This is a genomic window from Streptomyces sp. NPDC060035 (assembly GCF_042736635.1).
GTDB lineage: Bacteria > Actinomycetota > Actinomycetes > Streptomycetales > Streptomycetaceae > Streptomyces.
The window spans coordinates 195,051-212,701 of sequence record NZ_JBHWVO010000010.1 but is presented as its reverse complement, the minus strand read 5'-3'; the positions used below and the strand labels follow the sequence as shown (position 1 = coordinate 212,701).

General features: G+C 71.4%; 19 protein-coding genes. 8 read left to right on the top strand and 11 right to left on the bottom strand.

Annotation, left to right across the window (positions count from 1 at the left end):
- Positions 1-75: 75 nt before the first annotated feature.
- The 6 genes from ACFWBQ_RS18560 to ACFWBQ_RS18535 form a co-directional block, all read right to left on the bottom strand.
- Complete coding sequence (locus tag ACFWBQ_RS18560; RefSeq protein ID WP_385489747.1) at positions 76-2,349, bottom strand: MMPL family transporter; 2,274 nt, start codon at positions 2,347-2,349, stop codon at positions 76-78.
- 144 nt (positions 2,350-2,493) lie between these two features.
- The gene (locus ACFWBQ_RS18555; RefSeq protein ID WP_385489744.1) at positions 2,494-3,189 is read right to left on the bottom strand and encodes a copper homeostasis protein CutC; all 696 of its coding nucleotides are present in this window, start codon (positions 3,187-3,189) and stop codon (positions 2,494-2,496) included.
- Between the two features lie 183 nt (positions 3,190-3,372).
- Positions 3,373-4,794, bottom strand: a complete 1,422-nt coding sequence (locus tag ACFWBQ_RS18550) for a lipase family protein (RefSeq protein WP_385489741.1) — start codon at positions 4,792-4,794, stop codon at positions 3,373-3,375.
- Between the two features lie 126 nt (positions 4,795-4,920).
- Positions 4,921-5,781: a biotin-dependent carboxyltransferase family protein gene (locus tag ACFWBQ_RS18545; protein WP_385489738.1), complete on the bottom strand. Its 861-nt coding sequence runs from the start codon at positions 5,779-5,781 to the stop codon at positions 4,921-4,923.
- Positions 5,778-6,413 (bottom strand): allophanate hydrolase subunit 1, encoded by a 636-nt coding sequence (locus ACFWBQ_RS18540; RefSeq protein ID WP_385489735.1) that lies wholly within the window; start codon positions 6,411-6,413, stop codon positions 5,778-5,780. The genes ACFWBQ_RS18545 and ACFWBQ_RS18540 overlap by 4 nt, the downstream gene beginning before the upstream one ends.
- Positions 6,410-7,159 carry a LamB/YcsF family protein gene (locus tag ACFWBQ_RS18535; protein ID WP_385489911.1) on the bottom strand — a complete coding sequence of 250 codons (750 nt, stop codon included), beginning with the start codon at positions 7,157-7,159 and terminating at the stop codon, positions 6,410-6,412. Before ACFWBQ_RS18535 ends, ACFWBQ_RS18540 begins: the two co-directional genes overlap by 4 nt.
- A gap of 151 nt (positions 7,160-7,310) precedes the next feature.
- Between ACFWBQ_RS18535 and ACFWBQ_RS18530 the strand changes: the two genes are divergently transcribed.
- Positions 7,311-7,958, top strand: coding sequence for a hypothetical protein (locus tag ACFWBQ_RS18530; protein ID WP_385489732.1), 648 nt, complete (start codon positions 7,311-7,313; stop codon positions 7,956-7,958).
- Positions 7,959-8,030: 72 nt separating this feature from the next.
- Entirely contained in the window at positions 8,031-9,305 is a 1,275-nt protein-coding gene (locus tag ACFWBQ_RS18525) for a Cmx/CmrA family chloramphenicol efflux MFS transporter (RefSeq protein WP_385489729.1), read from the top strand.
- On the opposite strand, the gene ACFWBQ_RS18520 is transcribed toward ACFWBQ_RS18525, so the two are convergent.
- Together ACFWBQ_RS18520 and ACFWBQ_RS18515 are read right to left on the bottom strand one after the other, a co-directional pair.
- A complete protein-coding gene (locus ACFWBQ_RS18520; protein WP_385489727.1) occupies positions 9,247-9,528 on the bottom strand; it encodes a DUF4031 domain-containing protein in 282 nt (93 codons plus the stop codon). The two genes, ACFWBQ_RS18525 and ACFWBQ_RS18520, sit on opposite strands and share 59 nt — an antisense overlap.
- Complete coding sequence (locus ACFWBQ_RS18515; protein ID WP_385489724.1) at positions 9,525-9,893, bottom strand: hypothetical protein; 369 nt, start codon at positions 9,891-9,893, stop codon at positions 9,525-9,527. Before ACFWBQ_RS18515 ends, ACFWBQ_RS18520 begins: the two co-directional genes overlap by 4 nt.
- A 103-nt stretch (positions 9,894-9,996) precedes the next feature.
- Here ACFWBQ_RS18515 and ACFWBQ_RS18510 point away from each other — a divergent pair, with 103 nt between their 5' ends.
- From ACFWBQ_RS18510 to ACFWBQ_RS18500, 3 genes are read left to right on the top strand one after another with little or no spacing between them, the layout of a single operon-like run.
- Positions 9,997-10,914 (top strand): MurR/RpiR family transcriptional regulator, encoded by a 918-nt coding sequence (locus tag ACFWBQ_RS18510; protein WP_385489721.1) that lies wholly within the window; start codon positions 9,997-9,999, stop codon positions 10,912-10,914.
- 34 nt (positions 10,915-10,948) lie between these two features.
- Entirely contained in the window at positions 10,949-11,923 is a 975-nt protein-coding gene (gene murQ / locus ACFWBQ_RS18505; RefSeq protein ID WP_385489718.1) for an N-acetylmuramic acid 6-phosphate etherase, read from the top strand.
- A gap of 49 nt (positions 11,924-11,972) precedes the next feature.
- Positions 11,973-13,496 carry a PTS transporter subunit EIIC gene (locus ACFWBQ_RS18500; RefSeq protein ID WP_385489716.1) on the top strand — a complete coding sequence of 508 codons (1,524 nt, stop codon included), beginning with the start codon at positions 11,973-11,975 and terminating at the stop codon, positions 13,494-13,496.
- Positions 13,497-13,688: 192 nt separating this feature from the next.
- On the opposite strand, the gene ACFWBQ_RS18495 is transcribed toward ACFWBQ_RS18500, so the two are convergent.
- From ACFWBQ_RS18495 to ACFWBQ_RS18485, 3 genes are all read right to left on the bottom strand, one after another.
- On the bottom strand, positions 13,689-14,561 hold the full coding sequence (locus ACFWBQ_RS18495) for a haloalkane dehalogenase (protein ID WP_385489714.1): 873 nt from the start codon (positions 14,559-14,561) through the stop codon (positions 13,689-13,691).
- Positions 14,562-14,629: 68 nt separating this feature from the next.
- Positions 14,630-15,034: a pyridoxamine 5'-phosphate oxidase family protein gene (locus tag ACFWBQ_RS18490; RefSeq protein WP_385489712.1), complete on the bottom strand. Its 405-nt coding sequence runs from the start codon at positions 15,032-15,034 to the stop codon at positions 14,630-14,632.
- Positions 15,031-15,723 (bottom strand): NAD(P)-dependent oxidoreductase, encoded by a 693-nt coding sequence (locus ACFWBQ_RS18485; RefSeq protein ID WP_385489710.1) that lies wholly within the window; start codon positions 15,721-15,723, stop codon positions 15,031-15,033. Before ACFWBQ_RS18485 ends, ACFWBQ_RS18490 begins: the two co-directional genes overlap by 4 nt.
- 74 nt (positions 15,724-15,797) lie before the next feature.
- Here ACFWBQ_RS18485 and ACFWBQ_RS18480 point away from each other — a divergent pair, with 74 nt between their 5' ends.
- The 3 genes from ACFWBQ_RS18480 (at position 15,798) to ACFWBQ_RS18470 (ending at position 17,396) form a co-directional block, all read left to right on the top strand.
- Positions 15,798-16,460, top strand: a complete 663-nt coding sequence (locus tag ACFWBQ_RS18480; protein WP_385489708.1) for a TetR/AcrR family transcriptional regulator — start codon at positions 15,798-15,800, stop codon at positions 16,458-16,460.
- 206 nt (positions 16,461-16,666) lie between these two features.
- Positions 16,667-16,837: a hydrophobic protein gene (locus tag ACFWBQ_RS18475; protein WP_385489706.1), complete on the top strand. Its 171-nt coding sequence runs from the start codon at positions 16,667-16,669 to the stop codon at positions 16,835-16,837.
- A 205-nt stretch (positions 16,838-17,042) separates the two neighbouring features.
- The gene (locus ACFWBQ_RS18470) at positions 17,043-17,396 is read left to right on the top strand and encodes a PRC-barrel domain-containing protein (protein ID WP_385489704.1); all 354 of its coding nucleotides are present in this window, start codon (positions 17,043-17,045) and stop codon (positions 17,394-17,396) included.
- The last annotated feature ends 255 nt before the right edge of the window (positions 17,397-17,651 follow it).

Below are 17,651 nucleotides of genomic sequence, written 5' to 3'. Positions count from 1 at the left end.
CGGCATGATCCGGACGAGAGGCCCTGGGGCCGAAGAGGCCCCGAAGCGGGTGGTGCGTTCCCTGCCCCGGGCCTGTCACCCGGCCCCGGATCCTTCCGCGTCCACCTTCGGAAGGATCCGGACCAGCCAGCGCGGCGACCACCAGGCGGCACGGCCGAGCAGGGTCATCACGGCGGGCACCAGGAGGAGCCGGACGACTGTGGCGTCGATGAGCACACTCGCCGCGAGACCGAGGCCCAGCATCTTCACCACGATGTTGTCGCTGATCAGGAACGCGGCGAAGACGCTGACCATGATGAGGGCGGCGCAGGTGATGACCCGTGCGGTGATCTCCAGCGCCTGCGCCACGCTCGCCCGGGGGTCGTGGGTGCGCAGCCAGGCCTCGTGGATCCGGGACAGCAGGAAGATCTCGTAGTCCATGCTGAGGCCGAAGACGATGGCGAACATCATCATCGGCACATAGCTCTCGATCGGGACGTCGCCCGACACCCCGAGTGCGGGGCCGCCCCAGCCCCACTGGAAGACGGCCACCACGACGCCGTACGAGGCCGCGATCGACAGCACGTTGAGCACGGCTGCCTTGACCGCGACGAGCAGTCCCCGGAACACGGTCAGGATCACGAGGAAGGCGAGGCCGACCACCACCGCGATGATCAGGGGCAGTCTGCTGGAGACGATGTCCAGGAAGTCGACCTGGGCGGCGGTCGTGCCGGTGACGTACGTGTTCGCGGCGGTGCCGGAGACCGCGTCGGGCAGGACGTCGTCCGTCAGCCGGTTGACCAGGTCCGTGGTCCTCACGTCCTGCGGTGCGGCCACGGAGTACGCGGTGGCCGTGAGGACATCCCCGTCCGATGTGGGGGTGAGCGGGGTGATGAGGGCGGCGTCCGGCACCTTCGTCAGGGCCTGCTGGACCTGGGTCTCCAGTGCGGACCGGTCGCCCTGCGATACCGCGCTCTGGTCGATCACGATCGTCAGCGGGCCGTTCGAACCCGGCCCGAACGCCGAGGACATCAGGTCGTAGGCGCGCCGGTCGGTGAAGGACTTGGGATCGGCGCCGTCCCCGATGTGGCCGAGCTGGATGAAGAAGACCGGAAAGGCGAGGACGGCCAGCACCACGACCCCGCTGACAAGGAACCACCACGGTCTGCGCTCCACCCGCTGCGCGTAGCGGTGCCAGGTGCCGCTGCCGTTCCCGTTGCCGTGCTGCCCCTGACCGGACCCGGGATCGGCATCGTCCGGTTCGGCGTCCACCTCGGCGATCGGCTTGCGCACGTGGATCCGGTCGATGTGCCGCCCGATCAGTCCGAGCATGGCCGGCACCAGGGTGAGGGCGCCGATCACGGCCGTGACCACGGTGACGGCCGCGGCCAGGCCGAGCTTGCCGATGAAGCCGATCCCGGAGACCCACAGCCCGCAGAGGGCGATGATCACCGTGCACCCGGAGAGCAGTACGGCCCGCCCGCTGGTGGCGGTGGCCATCCCGGCGGCGGTCACCGGGTTCCTGCCGTCCATGAGGTTCTGGCGGTGCCGGGTGACGAGGAACAGCGCGTAGTCGATCCCGACCCCGATCCCGATCATCGTGGCCAGCGTCGGTGAGACGGTGGCGAAGGTCATCGTGGAGGCCAGCAGCCCCAGCAGGGCCAGACCGCAGAGGACGCAGATGAGGGCGGTCACCAGCGGCAGCAGAGCGGCCACGAGGCTGCCGAAGCCGATCAGCAGCACCAGAATGGCCACCCCGAATCCGATGGCCTCGCTCGTCCGGTCGTCCGCCTCGGGCCGGGCCAGCTCGCCCAGCGGACCGCCGTACTCCACGTCGACGCCCTCCGCACGCAGCGGCTGGACGGCCGTGTCCACGCCGTCGAGGTAGCCGTCGCCCAGGGTGGAGGGCTGCACGCTGAACCGGACGGTGATGTACGCCGTCTTCCCGTCGGTGGAGAGCGGCCCGACGTTCGGCGTGGTGGTGGGGATGTCCGACGCCAGGGGGTTCTGGGCCGACAGCACGTCCGGCAGCTTCTGGAGGTTGGCCACCACGGTCGAGACCTCGCTGCTGACCGCGCTGAGCGGCCCGTCCGGATCGTGCACCACCACCTGGCTGCTGTAGCCGCCCGCCGAGGGGGCGTGCGCCTTCAGCACGTCCAGGCCGTCCTGCGACTGGGTTCCGGGGATCGAGAAGTTGTCGGAGTACTCGCCCCCGTACATGTGCTGCAGGACCTGCGCCCCGGCGAGCGCGGCCAGCCACAGGACGATGACGATCACGAAGTGGCGTGCGCACCATTCCCCGGTCCGGCGCAGCACGCCCGTGCGGCTCGACCGCGCGCTGCGGCCGTGGACGGACTGTGACAGTGGCATGTGAACTCCGGGGCTGGAGCGGCGCACCAGGAACACTCAGCATTCAAGTTCCGTTCCGGCGCCACGGCACTCCGGGGTGGGGGAACGGGTGACGCGCCCGGCGCTTGTCGGAGTTCACGGGTCAGGACGTCGGGCGCCCGCACCTCAGCTGTCGAGCACCGTGCGCCACTCCCGGACGGCCGCCGCGTCCACCGGTCCCGACCAGCCGCCCGGCCGTGCCGTTCCGCCGATGTGGAAGCCGTCGATGCCCGCGGCGAGCAGGCGCGGCAGGTGGTCCAGGCGCAGTCCGCCGCCCACCAGGATCTGCGGTTCGTAGCCGGGCTGTCCCGAGGCCGCGCGTGCCGCCTCGTCCAGCAGTGTCTCGATGCCTTTGTCGACGCCGTCCGCCGAGCCCGCCGTGAGGTACGTGTCCAGACCGGGCAGCTCCGCGAGGTGTTTGCGCAGGGCGTCCCGGTCCACGGCGCGGTCGATCGCGCGGTGGAAGGTCCAGCGGCAGCCGTTCAGCTCGGCGACGAGGCGCTCGACGGCGACCAGGTCGACGTGGCCGTCCCGGTCGAGGAAACCGAGCACGAATTCCTCGGCTCCTTCGGCCCGCATCTCGTGCGCCCTCTCCACGAGCACGTCGATGTCGCCGACCGCGAACCCGTCCGTGACCCGGAGCATCACGCGCAGCGGGATGTCCACGGCGGACCGGATCTCCGCGACGGTCTTCGGGGAGGGTGTCAGGCCGTCCGCACTCATGTCGGTGACCACCTCGAGGCGGTCCGCACCACCCGCCTGAGCCGCGACCGCGTCCTCCGCGTCGAGAGCGATCACCTCCAGGACTGCACGGTTGCTCATGGGGTTCCATTCCTTCGGAGCGGCTGCAGGTCTAGTCCAATGACCAGCCTACGGGTCAGCCACCCGAAGTCGCAGCTCCCCGGTGAACGCATGAGCTCCGAACGCACGGCGTGAAGAGACGCGAGGCTGTCGGCACATCCGCGGAGCGGACGTGCCGACAGCCTCGCCGGGCAGGCGGCTCCGTCAGGGCTGGACGGGCATCGTCCAGCAGTTGGAGGTGACGGGCTTGCCCGAAAGACGGTCCGTCAGCCAGGACACGGCGCTGCCCTGGTCGGTGAGGAGCGGGGCGAGGTGGTTGGTGAGGAGTTTGTCGCCGAGGTTGGGCAGGATCACGGCCTTGTAGGTGACGTCGGCGCCCTTGCGGCACCAGTCCACCGCCAGCTGCCGGGCCTGCTTGTGGCCGACGATGTCGTCCTGGATGCCGGTCGCCAGGCGCACCGGAGCGGCCGGCTTCAGCCTGCCGATGCGCTGCGCGGCGAGAACGGCCTGCAGCTTCGGCTCGGCCGCGATGATGTCGGCGATGGGCTTGCCGTCGGCGGTCCACTTCTTGCTGTTCGTGAAGCCGTATCCGAGGATCGCGTCGCCGACGCACATGGTGGAGGTGTCGGCGAGTGCGGCCTTGCCCGTGGCGTTGATGTGGGCGTCGACGACGGCCCGCAGGGACGGGTCGGTCTGGGCGAAGCCGTTGATCGACCACCCCAGCGCACCGGCGAGGGCACTGCCGTCGATGCCCTTCATGACCTCGGTCAGGTCGGCGGGCGGCGCGCCGGCGTAGGTGCCTGCCAGGTTGACGTCCGGCGCGTACGAGGGCTGCAGCTCGGCTGCCGCGGCGCTCGCACCGCCGCCCTGGCTGTAGCCGTAGAGGCCCACGCGCGAGCCCTCGGTGATCGACGCCCCGGCGACGCGGTGCGCCGCACGGGCCGCGTCCAGCAGCGCGTGGCCCTCGTCGACGCGGTTGACGTAGGTGTGGAGCCGGTCGGTGGAGCCGAGGCCCGCGTAGTCGGTGACGACGACGGCCGCGCCGGCGGCCAGGAAGCGGTAGACCGCCAGGTTGTCGTAGCCGACGGACAGGGTTTTGTTCCCGATGGTCAGCGGGTGCTCCAGCGCCAGCGAGGGCGCGCACTGGTCGCCCTGGCCCATGGTGCCCGAGGCCAGCGCGACCAGCGGGCGGGGTCCGCCGCCCTTCCAGGCCGCCGAGGGCTCGACATAGGCGCCGGTGACCGCGACGGGCAGTCCGCCCGCATCGGTGGACTTGTACATCAGCCGCGTCGCCGTGCCCGGGATCGGGCGGCCGTCCAGACCGGGCAGCCTCAGACCGAGCGTCAGCGGTTCCGTGCGGACGAGGGCTCCGTCGGCGGCGGGCAGCCGTGCGGGCGGGTTGTAGAAGGCGGGGATGGTCACGCCCCGGGACACCACCGGCTCCGTGCCGGTGGCGGCGGGTGCGGCGTGGGCGGGTACGGCGTAGACACCCAGACACGCGGTGGCGGCCACCACGGCAGCCAGCAGCCGTCCTGTGCCGCGTCCTGCCGGGTTGTGGGGGTGACGGGGATGACGGTGGGGGGCTTTCGCGGTCGAGCTGGAACGGGTTGTCCTGCGGGGATTCACGGCTCACTCCCTCGCTCTGCTCCGATGAAGGTGAGCGCAAGCTAACACCGAGCCGTTACCCGAGGTAACTCATCAGTAAGTTACGCTTCGGTAACGTATGGCGGCTCCGGTCCACGGCACCCCGGGCTACGCCCGCACGAACCGCACCCGCGTCCCCGGAGCCGCCTGCGCGGCCCCCGCCAGGGCCGGCTCGGCGACCACGCCGATGACCGGGTAGCCCCCCGTCGTCGGATGATCGTTGAGGAACACCACGGGCCGCCCGTCCGGCGGCACCTGGACGGCGCCCAGCACCATGCCCTCGCTCGGCAGTTCGCCCTCCCGGACGCGTTCCAGGGCGGGCCCCTCCGTACGCAGCCCGATGCGGTTGCTCTGCGCCGAGACCCGGTACGCGGCGGTGGTCAGCGTACGGAGCGCGGCCCGGGTGAACCACGCGTGGCGGGGGCCGAGGTACAGCGGCAGGACCAGCTCGGCGGGGGCACCCGGCCAGGGCACCGCGTCGGCGGGCGGGCAGCCGTGTCCATGGCCCAGGGGCAGTACGTCACCGTCGCGCAGGACCGGCGGGCCGAGCCCCGAGAGCAGGTCGGCGGACCGGCTGCCGAGCACGGGTTCGGGCACCAGGCCGCCGCCGAACGCCAGATAGCTGCGCAGGCCGTGCACCGCGGGCCCGGCCTCCAGCACGGCCCCGTCCGGTACGCGCACGGGCGCACCCCACGCCACCGGCCGCCCGTCGACCGTCACCCGGCAGCCCGCGCCACCGACGACGGCGGCCACGGACCGGGCGCCGGACAGGCGGACCGCGCAGCCTGTCAGGGTGGTCTCCAGGACCGCAGCGTCCGGGGCGTTGCCGACGAGCCGGTTGGTCAGCCGCCGGGCGGGCCCGTCCAGTGCCCCGGCCCGGGGCACCCCGAGGTGGGCCCAGCCGGTCCGCCCCTCGTCCTGCACCGTGGTCAGCGCCCCGGCCCGGACCACGTGGAGCCCCGGGCTCATCCGCGTACCCCTGCCGCCACGAAGCGCACCCGGGACCCCGGGCCGAGCAGCGCCGCCGGTTCGCGTCCCGGGTCCCACAGTGCGCCCGGTTCCGGCATCCGGCCGATGAGCTGCCAGCCGCCGGGCGAGGATCGCGGATACACCCCCGTGTACGGCCCCGCGAGGGCCAGCGCACCGGCGGGCACCCGGGTGCGCGGAGTGGCGCGGCGCGGTACACGCAGATGGCCGGGCAGCCCCGTGAGGTACCCGAACCCGGGCGCGAATCCGCAGAAGGCCACCCGGAAGTCCGTGCGGGCATGGATGCGCGGCACGTCGGCGACGGCGACGCCCCACGCCTCGGCCACGTCCGCGAGGTCCGGGCCGTCGTAGACGACGGGGATCTCGACGGCCTCTCCGGCGCCCCGGTGCAACGGCGGTATCTCCCAGGACACCAGCTGCCGCGCCAGCGAGCGGTCCTCCACCCCGTCCAGCAGTACCGTCCGGGCACCCGGGACGATCTCGCGTACGGCGGGCAGGTCACCGTTCGCACGGCGGCGCAGCAGCTCCGCGTGGAAGGCCTCCGCGTCCTGACCGGAGGGGAGCTCCACCAGCAGGGCCCCGGGGCCCGCGGGAAGCACCCGTATCGCACTCATACGAACGCCTGCACGGACACGCCCGCGTCCTCCAGTGCTGCCCGGATCCGTCGGGCCAGCGCAGCTGCCCCGGGGGTGTCCCCGTGGACGCACAGTGAGCGCGCGCCGACCGGTATGCGGCTGCCGTCCGCGGCGGTCACGGCCCGCTCCACGGCCATGCCGACACTGCGGCGCACGACGTCGTCCGCGTCGTGCAGCACCGCACCCTCCTCGCCGCGCGGTACGAGCGTGCCCTGCGGCGTGTACGCGCGGTCGGCGAAGGCCTCCTCGACGGCCGTCAGGCCGGCCGCCTCCGCACGGTCGAGCAGGCGCGACCCGGGCAGCCCCAGGACTGCCGGACGGCCGCCCGCGAGCAGCACGCCCTCGATGACGGCGGCGGCCTGCTCGTCGTCACGGACGGTGCGGTTGTAGAGAGCGCCGTGCGGTTTGACGTACGAGACCGTGGAGCCCGCCGCCTCGGCGAAGACCCGGAGCGCGCCTATCTGGTACGCGATCTCGGCGGTGAGTTCGGCGGACGGGACGTCCATGGCCCGGCGCCCGAATCCGGCCAGGTCGCGGTAGGAGACCTGCGCCCCGATCCGTACCCCCCGGGCCGCCGCCGTGTCGCAGACCCGCCGCATCACCGAGGCGTCGCCCGCGTGGAAGCCGCAGGCCACATTGGCGCTGGTGACGCAGGTCAGCAGCGCCTCGTCCTCGGTGAGGGTCCAGCGCCCGAACCCCTCGCCGAGGTCCGCGTTGAGATCCATCAGGATGTGCGTGGGGTCCACCGGTTGCTTCACGGCCGCACGCTAACGACAGTTCGACGAACCGACAAGATCCGGCAGCCGTAGGGCGTCTCGTTCGGATCATGCCGGGCTCGCGGGGCCTGATCCGGACGAAAAACCCTACAGTCGCCCTATGACCGACACCGCCGACACCCTCCGCACCCGCTGGCAGGACGCCCTCGTCGCCGCCCGCTGCGGAGCCCGGGGCCCCGACCCGCTGGCGTACGCCGACAACCTCCTGGCCCGCTGGGCCGAACCGCAGCGGCGCTACCACACCACCGTCCATCTGACCCAGGTCCTGGACCGCGTCGACACCCTCGCCGGCCATGCCTCCGACCCGGACCTCGTACGCCTCGCCGTCTGGTTCCACGACGCCGTCTACCGCCCCGACCGCACCGAGAACGAGGAGCGCAGCGCCGCCCTCGCCGAGCGGGCCCTGCCGGAGGCCGGTGTCCCGGCCACGGCGACGGCCGAGGTCGCCCGGCTGGTCCGGCTGACCGTCACCCACGACCCGGCGGACGACGACACCAACGGCGAGGTGCTGTGCGACGCGGACCTGGCGATCCTGGCGGCGGACCCGAAGGAGTACGGGGCGTACGCGGCGCAGGTGCGCGAGGAGTACGGCTTCGTGCCGGACGACGCGTTCCGTGACGGGCGTGCCGCCGTCCTGCGGCAGCTGCTGGACCTGCCCCGGCTGTTCCGTACGCCCCACGGATTCGCCGCATGGGAGCCTCGGGCGCGGCAGAACCTGACGACGGAGCTGGAGCTGCTCACCCGCTGAGACGCGGGAATGCCGAGGTCGGGGGCACTGTTGGTGAGTGTCATGCCCGACTCTGCTTCCATCCGTCCCCGTATGCCACTGGCCGTATACATCCTCGGCCTCTCGGTCTTCGCTCTCGGTACCAGCGAGTTCATGCTGTCCGGGCTGCTGCCACCCATCGCCGACGACATGGGCGTGTCGATTCCGCAGGCCGGACTCCTCATATCCGCGTTCGCGATCGGCATGGTGATCGGCGCCCCGCTGCTGGCCGTGTCCACGCTCAAGCTGCCACGCCGCACGACGCTCATCGCCCTCATCTCGGTCTTCGGCCTGGGCCAGATCGCCGGAGCGCTGGCTCCGACGTACGAGGTGCTCTTCGTCTCCCGGGTGGTGAGCGCCCTCGCATGCGCGGGCTTCTGGGCGGTCGGGGCAGCGGTCGCCATCGCGATGGTGCCGGCGAACTCACGGGCCCGGGCGATGGCCGTGATGATCGGCGGGCTGTCGATCGCAAACGTGCTGGGTGTGCCGCTGGGTGCGTTCCTCGGAGAGCACTTCGGCTGGCGTTCGGCGTTCTGGGCGGTGGGAGCGGCATCCGCCGTGGCCCTGGCCGGCGTCGTCACCCGGATCCCGCCCATTCCGCTGCCGGACAGGAAGCCGCAGCTCAAGCGGGAAGTCGCGATCTACAAGGACCGCCAGGTGTGGCTGTCGATCGTGATCACGGCGCTCGCGGCGGGCGGTGTCTTCTGCGCGTTCAGCTACCTCGCGCCGCTGCTGACGGATGTCGCGGGGCTGAGCTCGGGCTGGGTGCCGTGGGTTCTCGCACTGTTCGGTCTCGGCGCGCTGATCGGTACGACGATCGGCGGCCGGGTCGCCGACGCGCACCTCTTCGGTGTGCTGCTGAGCGGCATCAGCGCGTCGACGGTCTTCCTGGTGGCGCTGGCCCTGTTCGCTTCCAGCCCGGTCGCGGTGGTCGTTCTGGCGTTCCTGCTGGGGCTGTCCGCGTTCTTCACGGCCCCGGCGCTCAACGCCCGGATGTTCAACCTCGCGGGCGTGGCCCCCACGCTGGCCGGTGCGACGACGACGGCCGCGTTCAACCTGGGCAACACGAGCGGCCCGTGGCTGGGCGGTGCGGTGATCGACGCGGACTTCGGTTTCCGGGCGACGGCCTGGGCGGGTGCCGCCATGCTGGTGCTCGGCCTGGCGGCCGTGGTGGTCTCGATGCGGCTCGGCGGCAGCGGTAGGCCGTCCCGGCGGATCGCGGGCGCGAAGGCCGCGAGTGCACGGGCAGTCGCGACCGCGCCCGTACCCGTCACCGCGGAGCGGATGGCGCAGGCCGCCCCTTCGGCCGCCGCAGTCCCGCGGCCGTGATCCGGCGCACGATCTCCTTCGAGCCGACCTCCTTCGCCCCGGCGTCCACCGCGTCCGCGTAGCGGTTCTCGGGTATGTCGTAGTGGTCGCGTTCGAACGCACGCGGCGGGCAGCCGATCGCGGTGGCGAAGGCGTGCAGCTCCTCGAACGACACATCGCTGACGAGGTGCGACCACAGGCGTCCGTGCCCCGGCCAGGTGGGCGGGTCGATGTAGACGGTCACCGGCGCAGCACCCCGCCGAGCGCCCCGACGGGCGCCACGGACACCGTCACCTTCGTGCAGACCCAGTGCGGGTCGGGGCCGAGCTCCGGCTCGACCTCCAGCGCGTGCGGCCCGTCCTCGGTACACACCGGGCACAACGGCCAGCGGCCGTAGCGCTCTAGCAGAGCGTCCTGGACGTCCTGCGCTATCAGGCCGGTGACGAAGGTCATGCCCTCGGGCCACTGCTCGACCCACCACCGCCGGTGGGTCACCGCGTCCTCGACCAGCGAGACGATCTCGGCCTCGGCGACGTCGCCCGCGACGAGGTCGGCCATCACCAGCGCACGGGCGGTGTGCAGCTCCTGCTCCAGGTTGTTCAACTCCATGGCCCCATTGTCTCCCCCGCCGTACGGACACCGGGCTTGATCCTTCAGAGGTAGGGACCAAAGGGGGGTTGACGGGGTTGCGTCTTGAAAATATCTTTCAAATGTGACCAATGACGTGAAGGAAAGTTTCAGCGCTGATTCGCCGCCCGCCCCGGCGGCCCTCGCAGCCAAGGTGCGGACCCTCGCCCCGTCCATGACCCGCTCCATGCAGCGGGTCGCCGAAGCCGTCGCGGGGGACCCTGCCGGGTGCGCCGCCCTCACCGTCACCGGTCTCGCCGAACTCACCGGGACCAGCGAGGCCACCGTGGTCCGCACCGCCCGCCTCCTCGGCTACCCCGGCTACCGGGACCTGCGCCTGGCACTCGCAGGCCTCGCCGCCCATCAGCAGTCCGGCCGCGCACCGGCCGTCACCGCCGACATCGCGGTCGACGACCCCATCGCCGACGTCGTCACCAAGCTCGCCTACGACGAGCAGCAGACCCTCGCCGACACCGCCGCCGGTCTGGACACCGTCCAGCTCGGCGCCGCCGTCGCCGCGGCCGCGACCGCCCGCCGTATCGACATCTACGGCGTCGGCGCCTCCTCCCTCGTCGGCCAGGACCTGGCACAGAAGCTGCTGCGTATCGGGCTGATCGCCCACGCCCACATGGACCCGCACCTCGCCGTGACCAACGCCGTGCAGCTCCGCTCCGGCGACGTGGCCATCGCGATCACGCACTCCGGCTCCACCAGTGACGCCATAGAGCCGCTCCGGGTCGCCTTCGACCGCGGCGCGACGACCATCGCGATCACCGGCCGCCCGGACGGACCTGTCTCGCAGTACGCCGACCACATCCTGACCACGTCCACCGCCCGCGAGAGCGAGCTGCGGCCCGCCGCCATGTCGAGCCGTACGAGCCAGCTCCTCGTCGTCGACTGCCTCTTCATAGGCGTCGCCCAGCGCACGTACGAAACGGCCGCCCCGGCACTGGCGGCGTCGTACGAGGCGCTCGCCCACCGCCGTACTCCTCGCACCCGCTGAACCGCACAAGAACGAGAAAGCAGAGCCGCTGTCCATGACCTCCACCGCCGACACCGACGCCACGACCGCCGACTCCGCCTCGGGCAGTTACGGCGAGCTGCGCGCCCAGCTCGCCACGCTCACCACCGAGGCGTTCCGCCCCGAGCTCGCCGACATCGACCAGCTCCCCACGCAGGACATAGCCCGGATCATGAACGGCGAGGACGGCACCGTCCCGGCAGCCGTCGCCGACAAGCTGCCGCAGATCTCCGCCGCGATCGACGCCACTGCCGAGCGCATGGCGCGCGGCGGCCGGCTGATCTACGCGGGCGCCGGCACCGCGGGCCGCCTCGGCGTCCTCGACGCCAGCGAGTGCCCGCCCACCTTCAACACCGACCCGTCCGAGGTCATCGGCCTGATCGCGGGCGGTCCCTCCGCCATGGTCAAGGCCGTCGAAGGCGCGGAGGACAGCAAGGAGCTGGCCGCCGCCGACCTGGACGGGCTGGGCCTCACCGCCGACGACACGGTGGTCGGCATCTCCGCCTCCGGTCGTACGCCGTACGCGATCGGGGCCGTCGAACACGCCCGCGCCAAGGGCGCACTCACCCTCGGCCTCTCCTGCAACGCGGACTCCGTGCTCGCCGCAGCCGCCGAGCACGGCCTGGAGATCGTGGTCGGCCCCGAGCTGCTCACCGGCTCCACACGCCTGAAGGCGGGCACGGCCCAGAAGCTCGTCCTCAACATGCTCTCGACGATCACGATGATCCGGCTCGGCAAGACGTACGGGAATCTGATGGTCGACGTGCGCGCTTCCAACGAGAAGCTGCGCGCCCGCTCCCGCCGGATCGTCTCCCTCGCCACCGGCGCCTCCGACCAGGAGATCGAAGCGGCACTCGCCGCCACCGACGGCGAGGTCAAGAACGCCATCCTCGCCATCCTGGGCGAGGTCGACGGCCCCACCGCCGCCACGCTCCTGGCCGACTCCCACGGCCACCTCCGCGCCGCCCTCGCGGCCGTACGCACCACCTGACCCCCGCTGCACCACTCCCGCACCCCCGCACAGCAAGGCACCACGCACCATGGCTACTGAAGACAAGAACCGCGCCACCGCCGCCGCGATCCTTCCGCTCGTCGGTGGCGCAGCGAACGTCAGCTCGATCGCCCACTGCATGACCCGGCTCCGGCTGGGCCTGCACGACCGTTCGCTCGTCGACGACGACGCTCTCAAGGCCCTCCCGGCCGTCATGGGCGTGGTCGACGACGACACGTACCAGATCGTCCTCGGTCCGGGCACAGTCGCCCGGGTCACCCCGGAATTCGAGCAGCTGGTCGAAGAGGTGCGCGCTTCCGCGGCCCCCGTCGTCCACGCGTCCGAAGAGCTGGCAGCGCAGGGCGCGGCCATCAAGGCGCAGCAGAAGACGAAGAACGCCACCCCGTTCAAGCTGTTCCTGCGCAAGATCGCGAACATCTTCGTCCCGCTGATCCCGGCCCTCATCGGCTGCGGCATCATCGCCGGTCTCAACGGCCTGCTGGTGAACCTCGGCTGGCTGACCTCGGTCACCCCCGCTCTGGCCGCGATGGCCTCCGGCTTCATGGCCCTGATCGCGGTCTTCGTCGGCTACAACACGGCGAAGGAGTTCGGCGGTACACCGATCCTGGGCGGTGCGGTCGCGGCGATCATCGTCTTCCCGGGCGTCGCGAACATCGACGCCTTCGGCCAGACCCTCTCCCCCGGCCAGGGCGGTGTCCTCGGCGCACTCGGTGCCGCGGTCCTCGCGGTGTACGTGGAGAAGTGGTGCCGCCGCTGGGTGCCCGAGGCCCTGGACGTCCTGGTCACCCCGACCCTGACGGTCCTGATCTCGGGCCTGGTCACGATCTTCGGCCTGATGTACGTGGCCGGCGAGGTCTCCACCGCCATCGGTACGTTCGCCGACTGGCTGCTCTCCACGGGCGGCGCGGGCGCGGGCTTCCTGCTCGGCGGCTTCTTCCTCCCGCTGGTGATGCTGGGCCTGCACCAGGCCCTGATCCCGATCCACACCACGCTCATCGAGCAGCAGGGCTACACGGTCCTGCTCCCGATCCTCGCCATGGCCGGCGCGGGCCAGGTCGGCGCGGCGGCTGCTGTCTACCTGCGCCTGCCCCGTAACGAGTCGATCCGCCGGACCATCAAGTCCGCCCTCCCCGCAGGCCTCCTGGGCGTCGGCGAACCCCTGATCTACGGCGTCTCGCTCCCCCTCGGCCGCCCGTTCATCACGGCCTGTGTCGGCGGCGCCTTCGGCGGCGGTTTCGTGGGCCTGTTCAACCAGCTCGGCGACTCGGTCGGCTCCACGGCCATCGGCCCGTCCGGCTGGGCCCTGTTCCCCCTCCTGGACGGCAACCACGGCCTCGGCTCCACCCTCGCGATCTACGCGGGCGGCCTGGCGGTCGGCTATGTCGCCGGATTCGTCGCCACGTACTTCTTCGGCTTCAGCAAGGCCCTGCTGACGGAGTTCAACGTCTCCCAGGAAACGGTCCCGTCGACGGTCGCCGCCACAGGCGGCCGCCCCACGACGGACCCGGGCACCGCCCCCGGCGCCCCGGCGAAGGAACCGGCGGGCGTCTGACCGGTCCCTCGGAACACCGGGCGTCCGACCGGAACACCGGAACACCGGGCGTCTGATCGGAACAACGGGCACCGCACTACCTCAGGGCCGAGGCAGTGCGGTGCCCGTTCGGCATCTGCCCGCCGCGCCGGCGGTCGTACCCGCCCGCTTCTGCAGGGCTCGTCGTCGCTGACGTTGCGTGCCCCGGGGCAGCTACCGGCGCGCCAGCCCGTGGCGGTCGGCCCATGCGCTGATTGCCGCGGCCAATTCCTCGGGGCGGTCCTCCGGTGAGTGGTGGCCGGCCAGGCCGTGGCGGGAGACCTCCAGGCCCGCGATGTTCTCCTCGCACCAGGCCACGGCCCCCTGGTCGGTCATCGCGCCCGGACCCGGCTCGAACGCAGCGAGCAGCTTGGGCACTTCGGGGCTGGCGGCCAGCCAGGCGTCGCAGTGCTCGATGCGGGCCACGACGTCGGCGGGCTCGGCGTCCAGCGGCATCATGCGCGTCCACGCCAGCACCGGGCGGCGGCTGCGCGAGGTCGGGAAGGGGCGGCGGTAGACATCCAGGTCGGCAGGGTCGAGCGGGGTGGCGAGCGTGTCCGGGAGCCCCTCGATGAACAGCGCCTTCTCCAGGATCATCTCCTCGCCCACCCCAGGAGTACGCAGGAGGGTGAACAGCTCCCGCCCTGCCGCCGGGAATTCGTCGCCGACCAGCGGTTTGATGATCGTCTCGGTGAAGGCGAGGCCACGGACGGTGCCAGGAAGGCGAGCGGCGCGGTCGAAGGCGAGCGCGCCGCCCCAGTCGTGGCCGACGAGGACGGCCTCGACGAGGCCGAGGGCGTCGAACCAGGCGTCGAGGTAGCGGGCGTGGTCGTCGAAGGAGTAGGCGAGGTCGGGCTTCCCGGAGTCGCCCATGCCGATGAGGTCGGGGGCCAGAAGGCGGCGGCCGGGCGCGGCCACACCCGGCAGGACGTTCCGCCACAGGTGGGAGGAGGTGGGGTTGCCGTGGAGGAAGACGAACGGCAGCCCGTCGGGGTCGCCGGACTCGCGGTAATGGAGGGTGGACTCCAGGACGGGGAGGGTGGGCATCGCGGTGTCACTTCGCTTTCGCTACGGGGGATTCAGAGGTTGAGGCGGATTCAGAGGTTGAGACGGATTCAGAGGTTGAGGCTCAGGACGCGGTCGACGGCGATCTCGACGACGACCAGGTCCTGGGGGGCGGGCGGGGCCGTGCGGTAGCGGACGGTGTAGCGGCGGACCGCCTCGGCCAGGCGCTCGGGGTCGTCGGTGACGGCGGCCCGGCCTTCGAGGGTGACCCAGCGGAAGCCGTCCGCCTGGCAGAGCGCGACACGGGCCGCCGGGCCCCCCGCCGCCACGTTCCGGGCCTTGCAGGCTCCCGCCCGGGTGGTCACCCGGACCAGGCCGTCGGACGCGTCGAGGGTGAAGCGGACGGGGGTGACGTGCGGGGTGCCGTCGGGGCGGAGGGTGGTGAAGGTGGCCGTGTCGGGACGAGTGAGGAACGCCCGCGCCGTGAGAGGGAGTTCGAAGGGCGCGCGGCTCATTTCTTCTTCACGCCCTCGTTCCAGATCAGCTTGGCGATGTTCGGCTTCACCGCCGTGGTGATGACGCCCATGGCCGTACGGACGTACAGCCGCTCCTCCAGCTCGCGCAGCATGCTCGCGGCGAGGTCGGCACGGGCGGTGAAGACGCCGTCGGCGCTGGTCTCGGCGGTGCGGTAATCCGTGACGACGGGGTGCTCGAAGAGGCCCGAGGGCCGGACGAACGTCCAGTCGAGATCCGTCCGGCGGATCACGGCCTCCATGCGGCGCATGTCCTCGTGGAGGGTGCGGCCGAGCCGTCGGTTCACCAGCGGGTCGAGCACATGGTTGAAGAAGTGCGCGCCGGTGGGACGCCAGTTGGGGTCGGCGATGCTGGAGCTGACGGTGAGCAGCCGCTCGATGCCGTGGCGGGCCATGGCCCCGGTGATGACGGTGGCGCTCGCCGAGTACGTGGTGACGGTCTCCTTGCTGAAGCGCGCGCCCAGCGCGGAGAGAACGGCGTCCGTCCCGCCGATCGCGGCGTCGACGGCGGCTTGGTCGGTGGCGTCGGCGACGGCCACGGTGAGGCCGGGCCGTGCGGGGAGGGAGCCGGGGCGGCGGGTCACGGCGACGACCTCGTGGCCGGTCGCGAGGGCCTGTTCGGTGAGGTGGCGGCCGGTCGGTCCATTGGCGCCGAAGACTGCGATACGCACGGTGTCTGGCCATCCCTTCGTGTGGTTCGGAACGCCCTTGACTGTGCCGACCACGAAACGCAGGCTCAACGCTGATGAATAACGCCGCCCCTGCCCCCGCCCGCACCCGAGGCCGCCCCAGCGGCAACCCGCCGACCCGCGAGTCGATCGTCTCGGCGGCACGTGCGCTGTTCCTGGAGCGCGGCTACCGGCGCACCACCCTGCGCGCGGTGGCCGGGGACGCCGGGGTCGACCCGGCGCTGATCGCGTACCACTTCGGCTCGAAGAAGGGCCTGTTCGCGGACGTGATGCAGTTCCAGTGCGCCAGTGCACTGACGGTGGACGACGTCCTCGGCGGCGACCCGGCCACCCTCCCCGACCGCCTGATCGACGCGATAACGGGCCTGTGGGAGGACGCCGGCTTCCAACAACTCACCGGACAGGGCGACGAGGCCGCCGAGGCGATCCGCGAATACCTGGAACGCGAGCTGCTGGCCCGGCTTGTTGAATTTCTCGGCGGCCGGGACGCGACCGCCCGCGCCACGGCCGTGGTGACGATCCTCGGCGGCCTCATCTACACCCGCTACCTCAACCCCCTCCCCACCCCCGCCGCCCTCACCCCGGCCGAGACCCGCCACATCCTCGTCCCGGCGCTGCGCGCGGCGCTGGCCCCGAGGCCGCGCACCGCGGCAACCACCGGAGCAGCCCGTCGCGGCTCGCCGCCCTTCGGTGGAGGAAGCGCTCCCCGCAACGGGTGAGACCGACGAGCCCGCGCGTGGTCGCGTCCGGCGCGCGTTCGACGCGACCTCCGGAGCCCTGCCCTCCGTGGCGGCCCCGACGGAAGCCGTCAGGGCTTTGCGCGAAGCGTCGGCTCCCCGGGTTACGAACACGGGGAAAGAACTTTGCAATGACCTGGTGTAGGCAATTGCTTCAGGGGCACTAGATGCCTCGGAGGTTGATAACAATGGTTCCCCTGATACTCGTTCTTCTGCTCGCCCTGATCCTCTTCGGTGCCGGATTCGCACTCAAGGCACTGTGGTGGATCGCAGTTATCGTGCTCGTCGTATGGCTCATCGGATTCTTCGTCCGTCCGGCAGCCAGCGGCGGCAAGCGCGGCCGGTGGTATCGCTGGTAAACAGACCTCATCAGCACTGCTGTGGGTGGTTCCGGGACTTCCGAGTCCCGGAACCACCCACAGTCTTTTCTGCGTTCCCGCACACCGAGACGCAGACACCAGGTGTGAGACCAAAAAGTGCGGGCAGTCGATGTATTGAGCGGCACTCACCATCATCTCGGCGAGTGGAACCGTACCGAATGAACTGTCAAGAAAGGGGCCAATTATGAGCGACAATCTGTGGGGTTACCAGCCTGCAAGTGGTCACACCGCGGGCGCCGATCTGACCGGATATTCGGTCGAGGCAACTGACGGAAGTATCGGCAAGGTCGACAAGCACTCCGACGAAGTGGGCTCCGCCTACCTCGTCGTCGACACCGGCGTATGGATCTTCGGCAAGGACGTCCTGATTCCCGCCGGCACGGTCAAGGCGATCGACACCGCGGAGCGGACGATCTTCGTGGACCTGACCAAGGACGAGATCAAGGGCTCCCCGGAGTTCGACAGGCACAAGCATGCGGGAGACCCGGGCTACCACGCGCAGCTCGACGGCCACTACGGCAAGCACCGCGGCATCTGAGTCACACGCACCGCTGTCAGAGGCGGGGGTCAGCCCGGAGACACGGGCCGACCCCCGCCGTTCAGCTGTCCGGCAGTACGCGTCACGGCACGGCACGAGTCGAGGAAGCCCAGGCCCGGCAGAACAGGGCAAGGAGCAGAAGGGAGACGGCCGTCCGGATCCCGCTCCCACAACTCTTCGGCGCCGACGGCACATTGACAGGGAACTCTGCCAAGCGTTGACTGAGCACGACGGCGCAAGGCTGTGGTGCTCCGG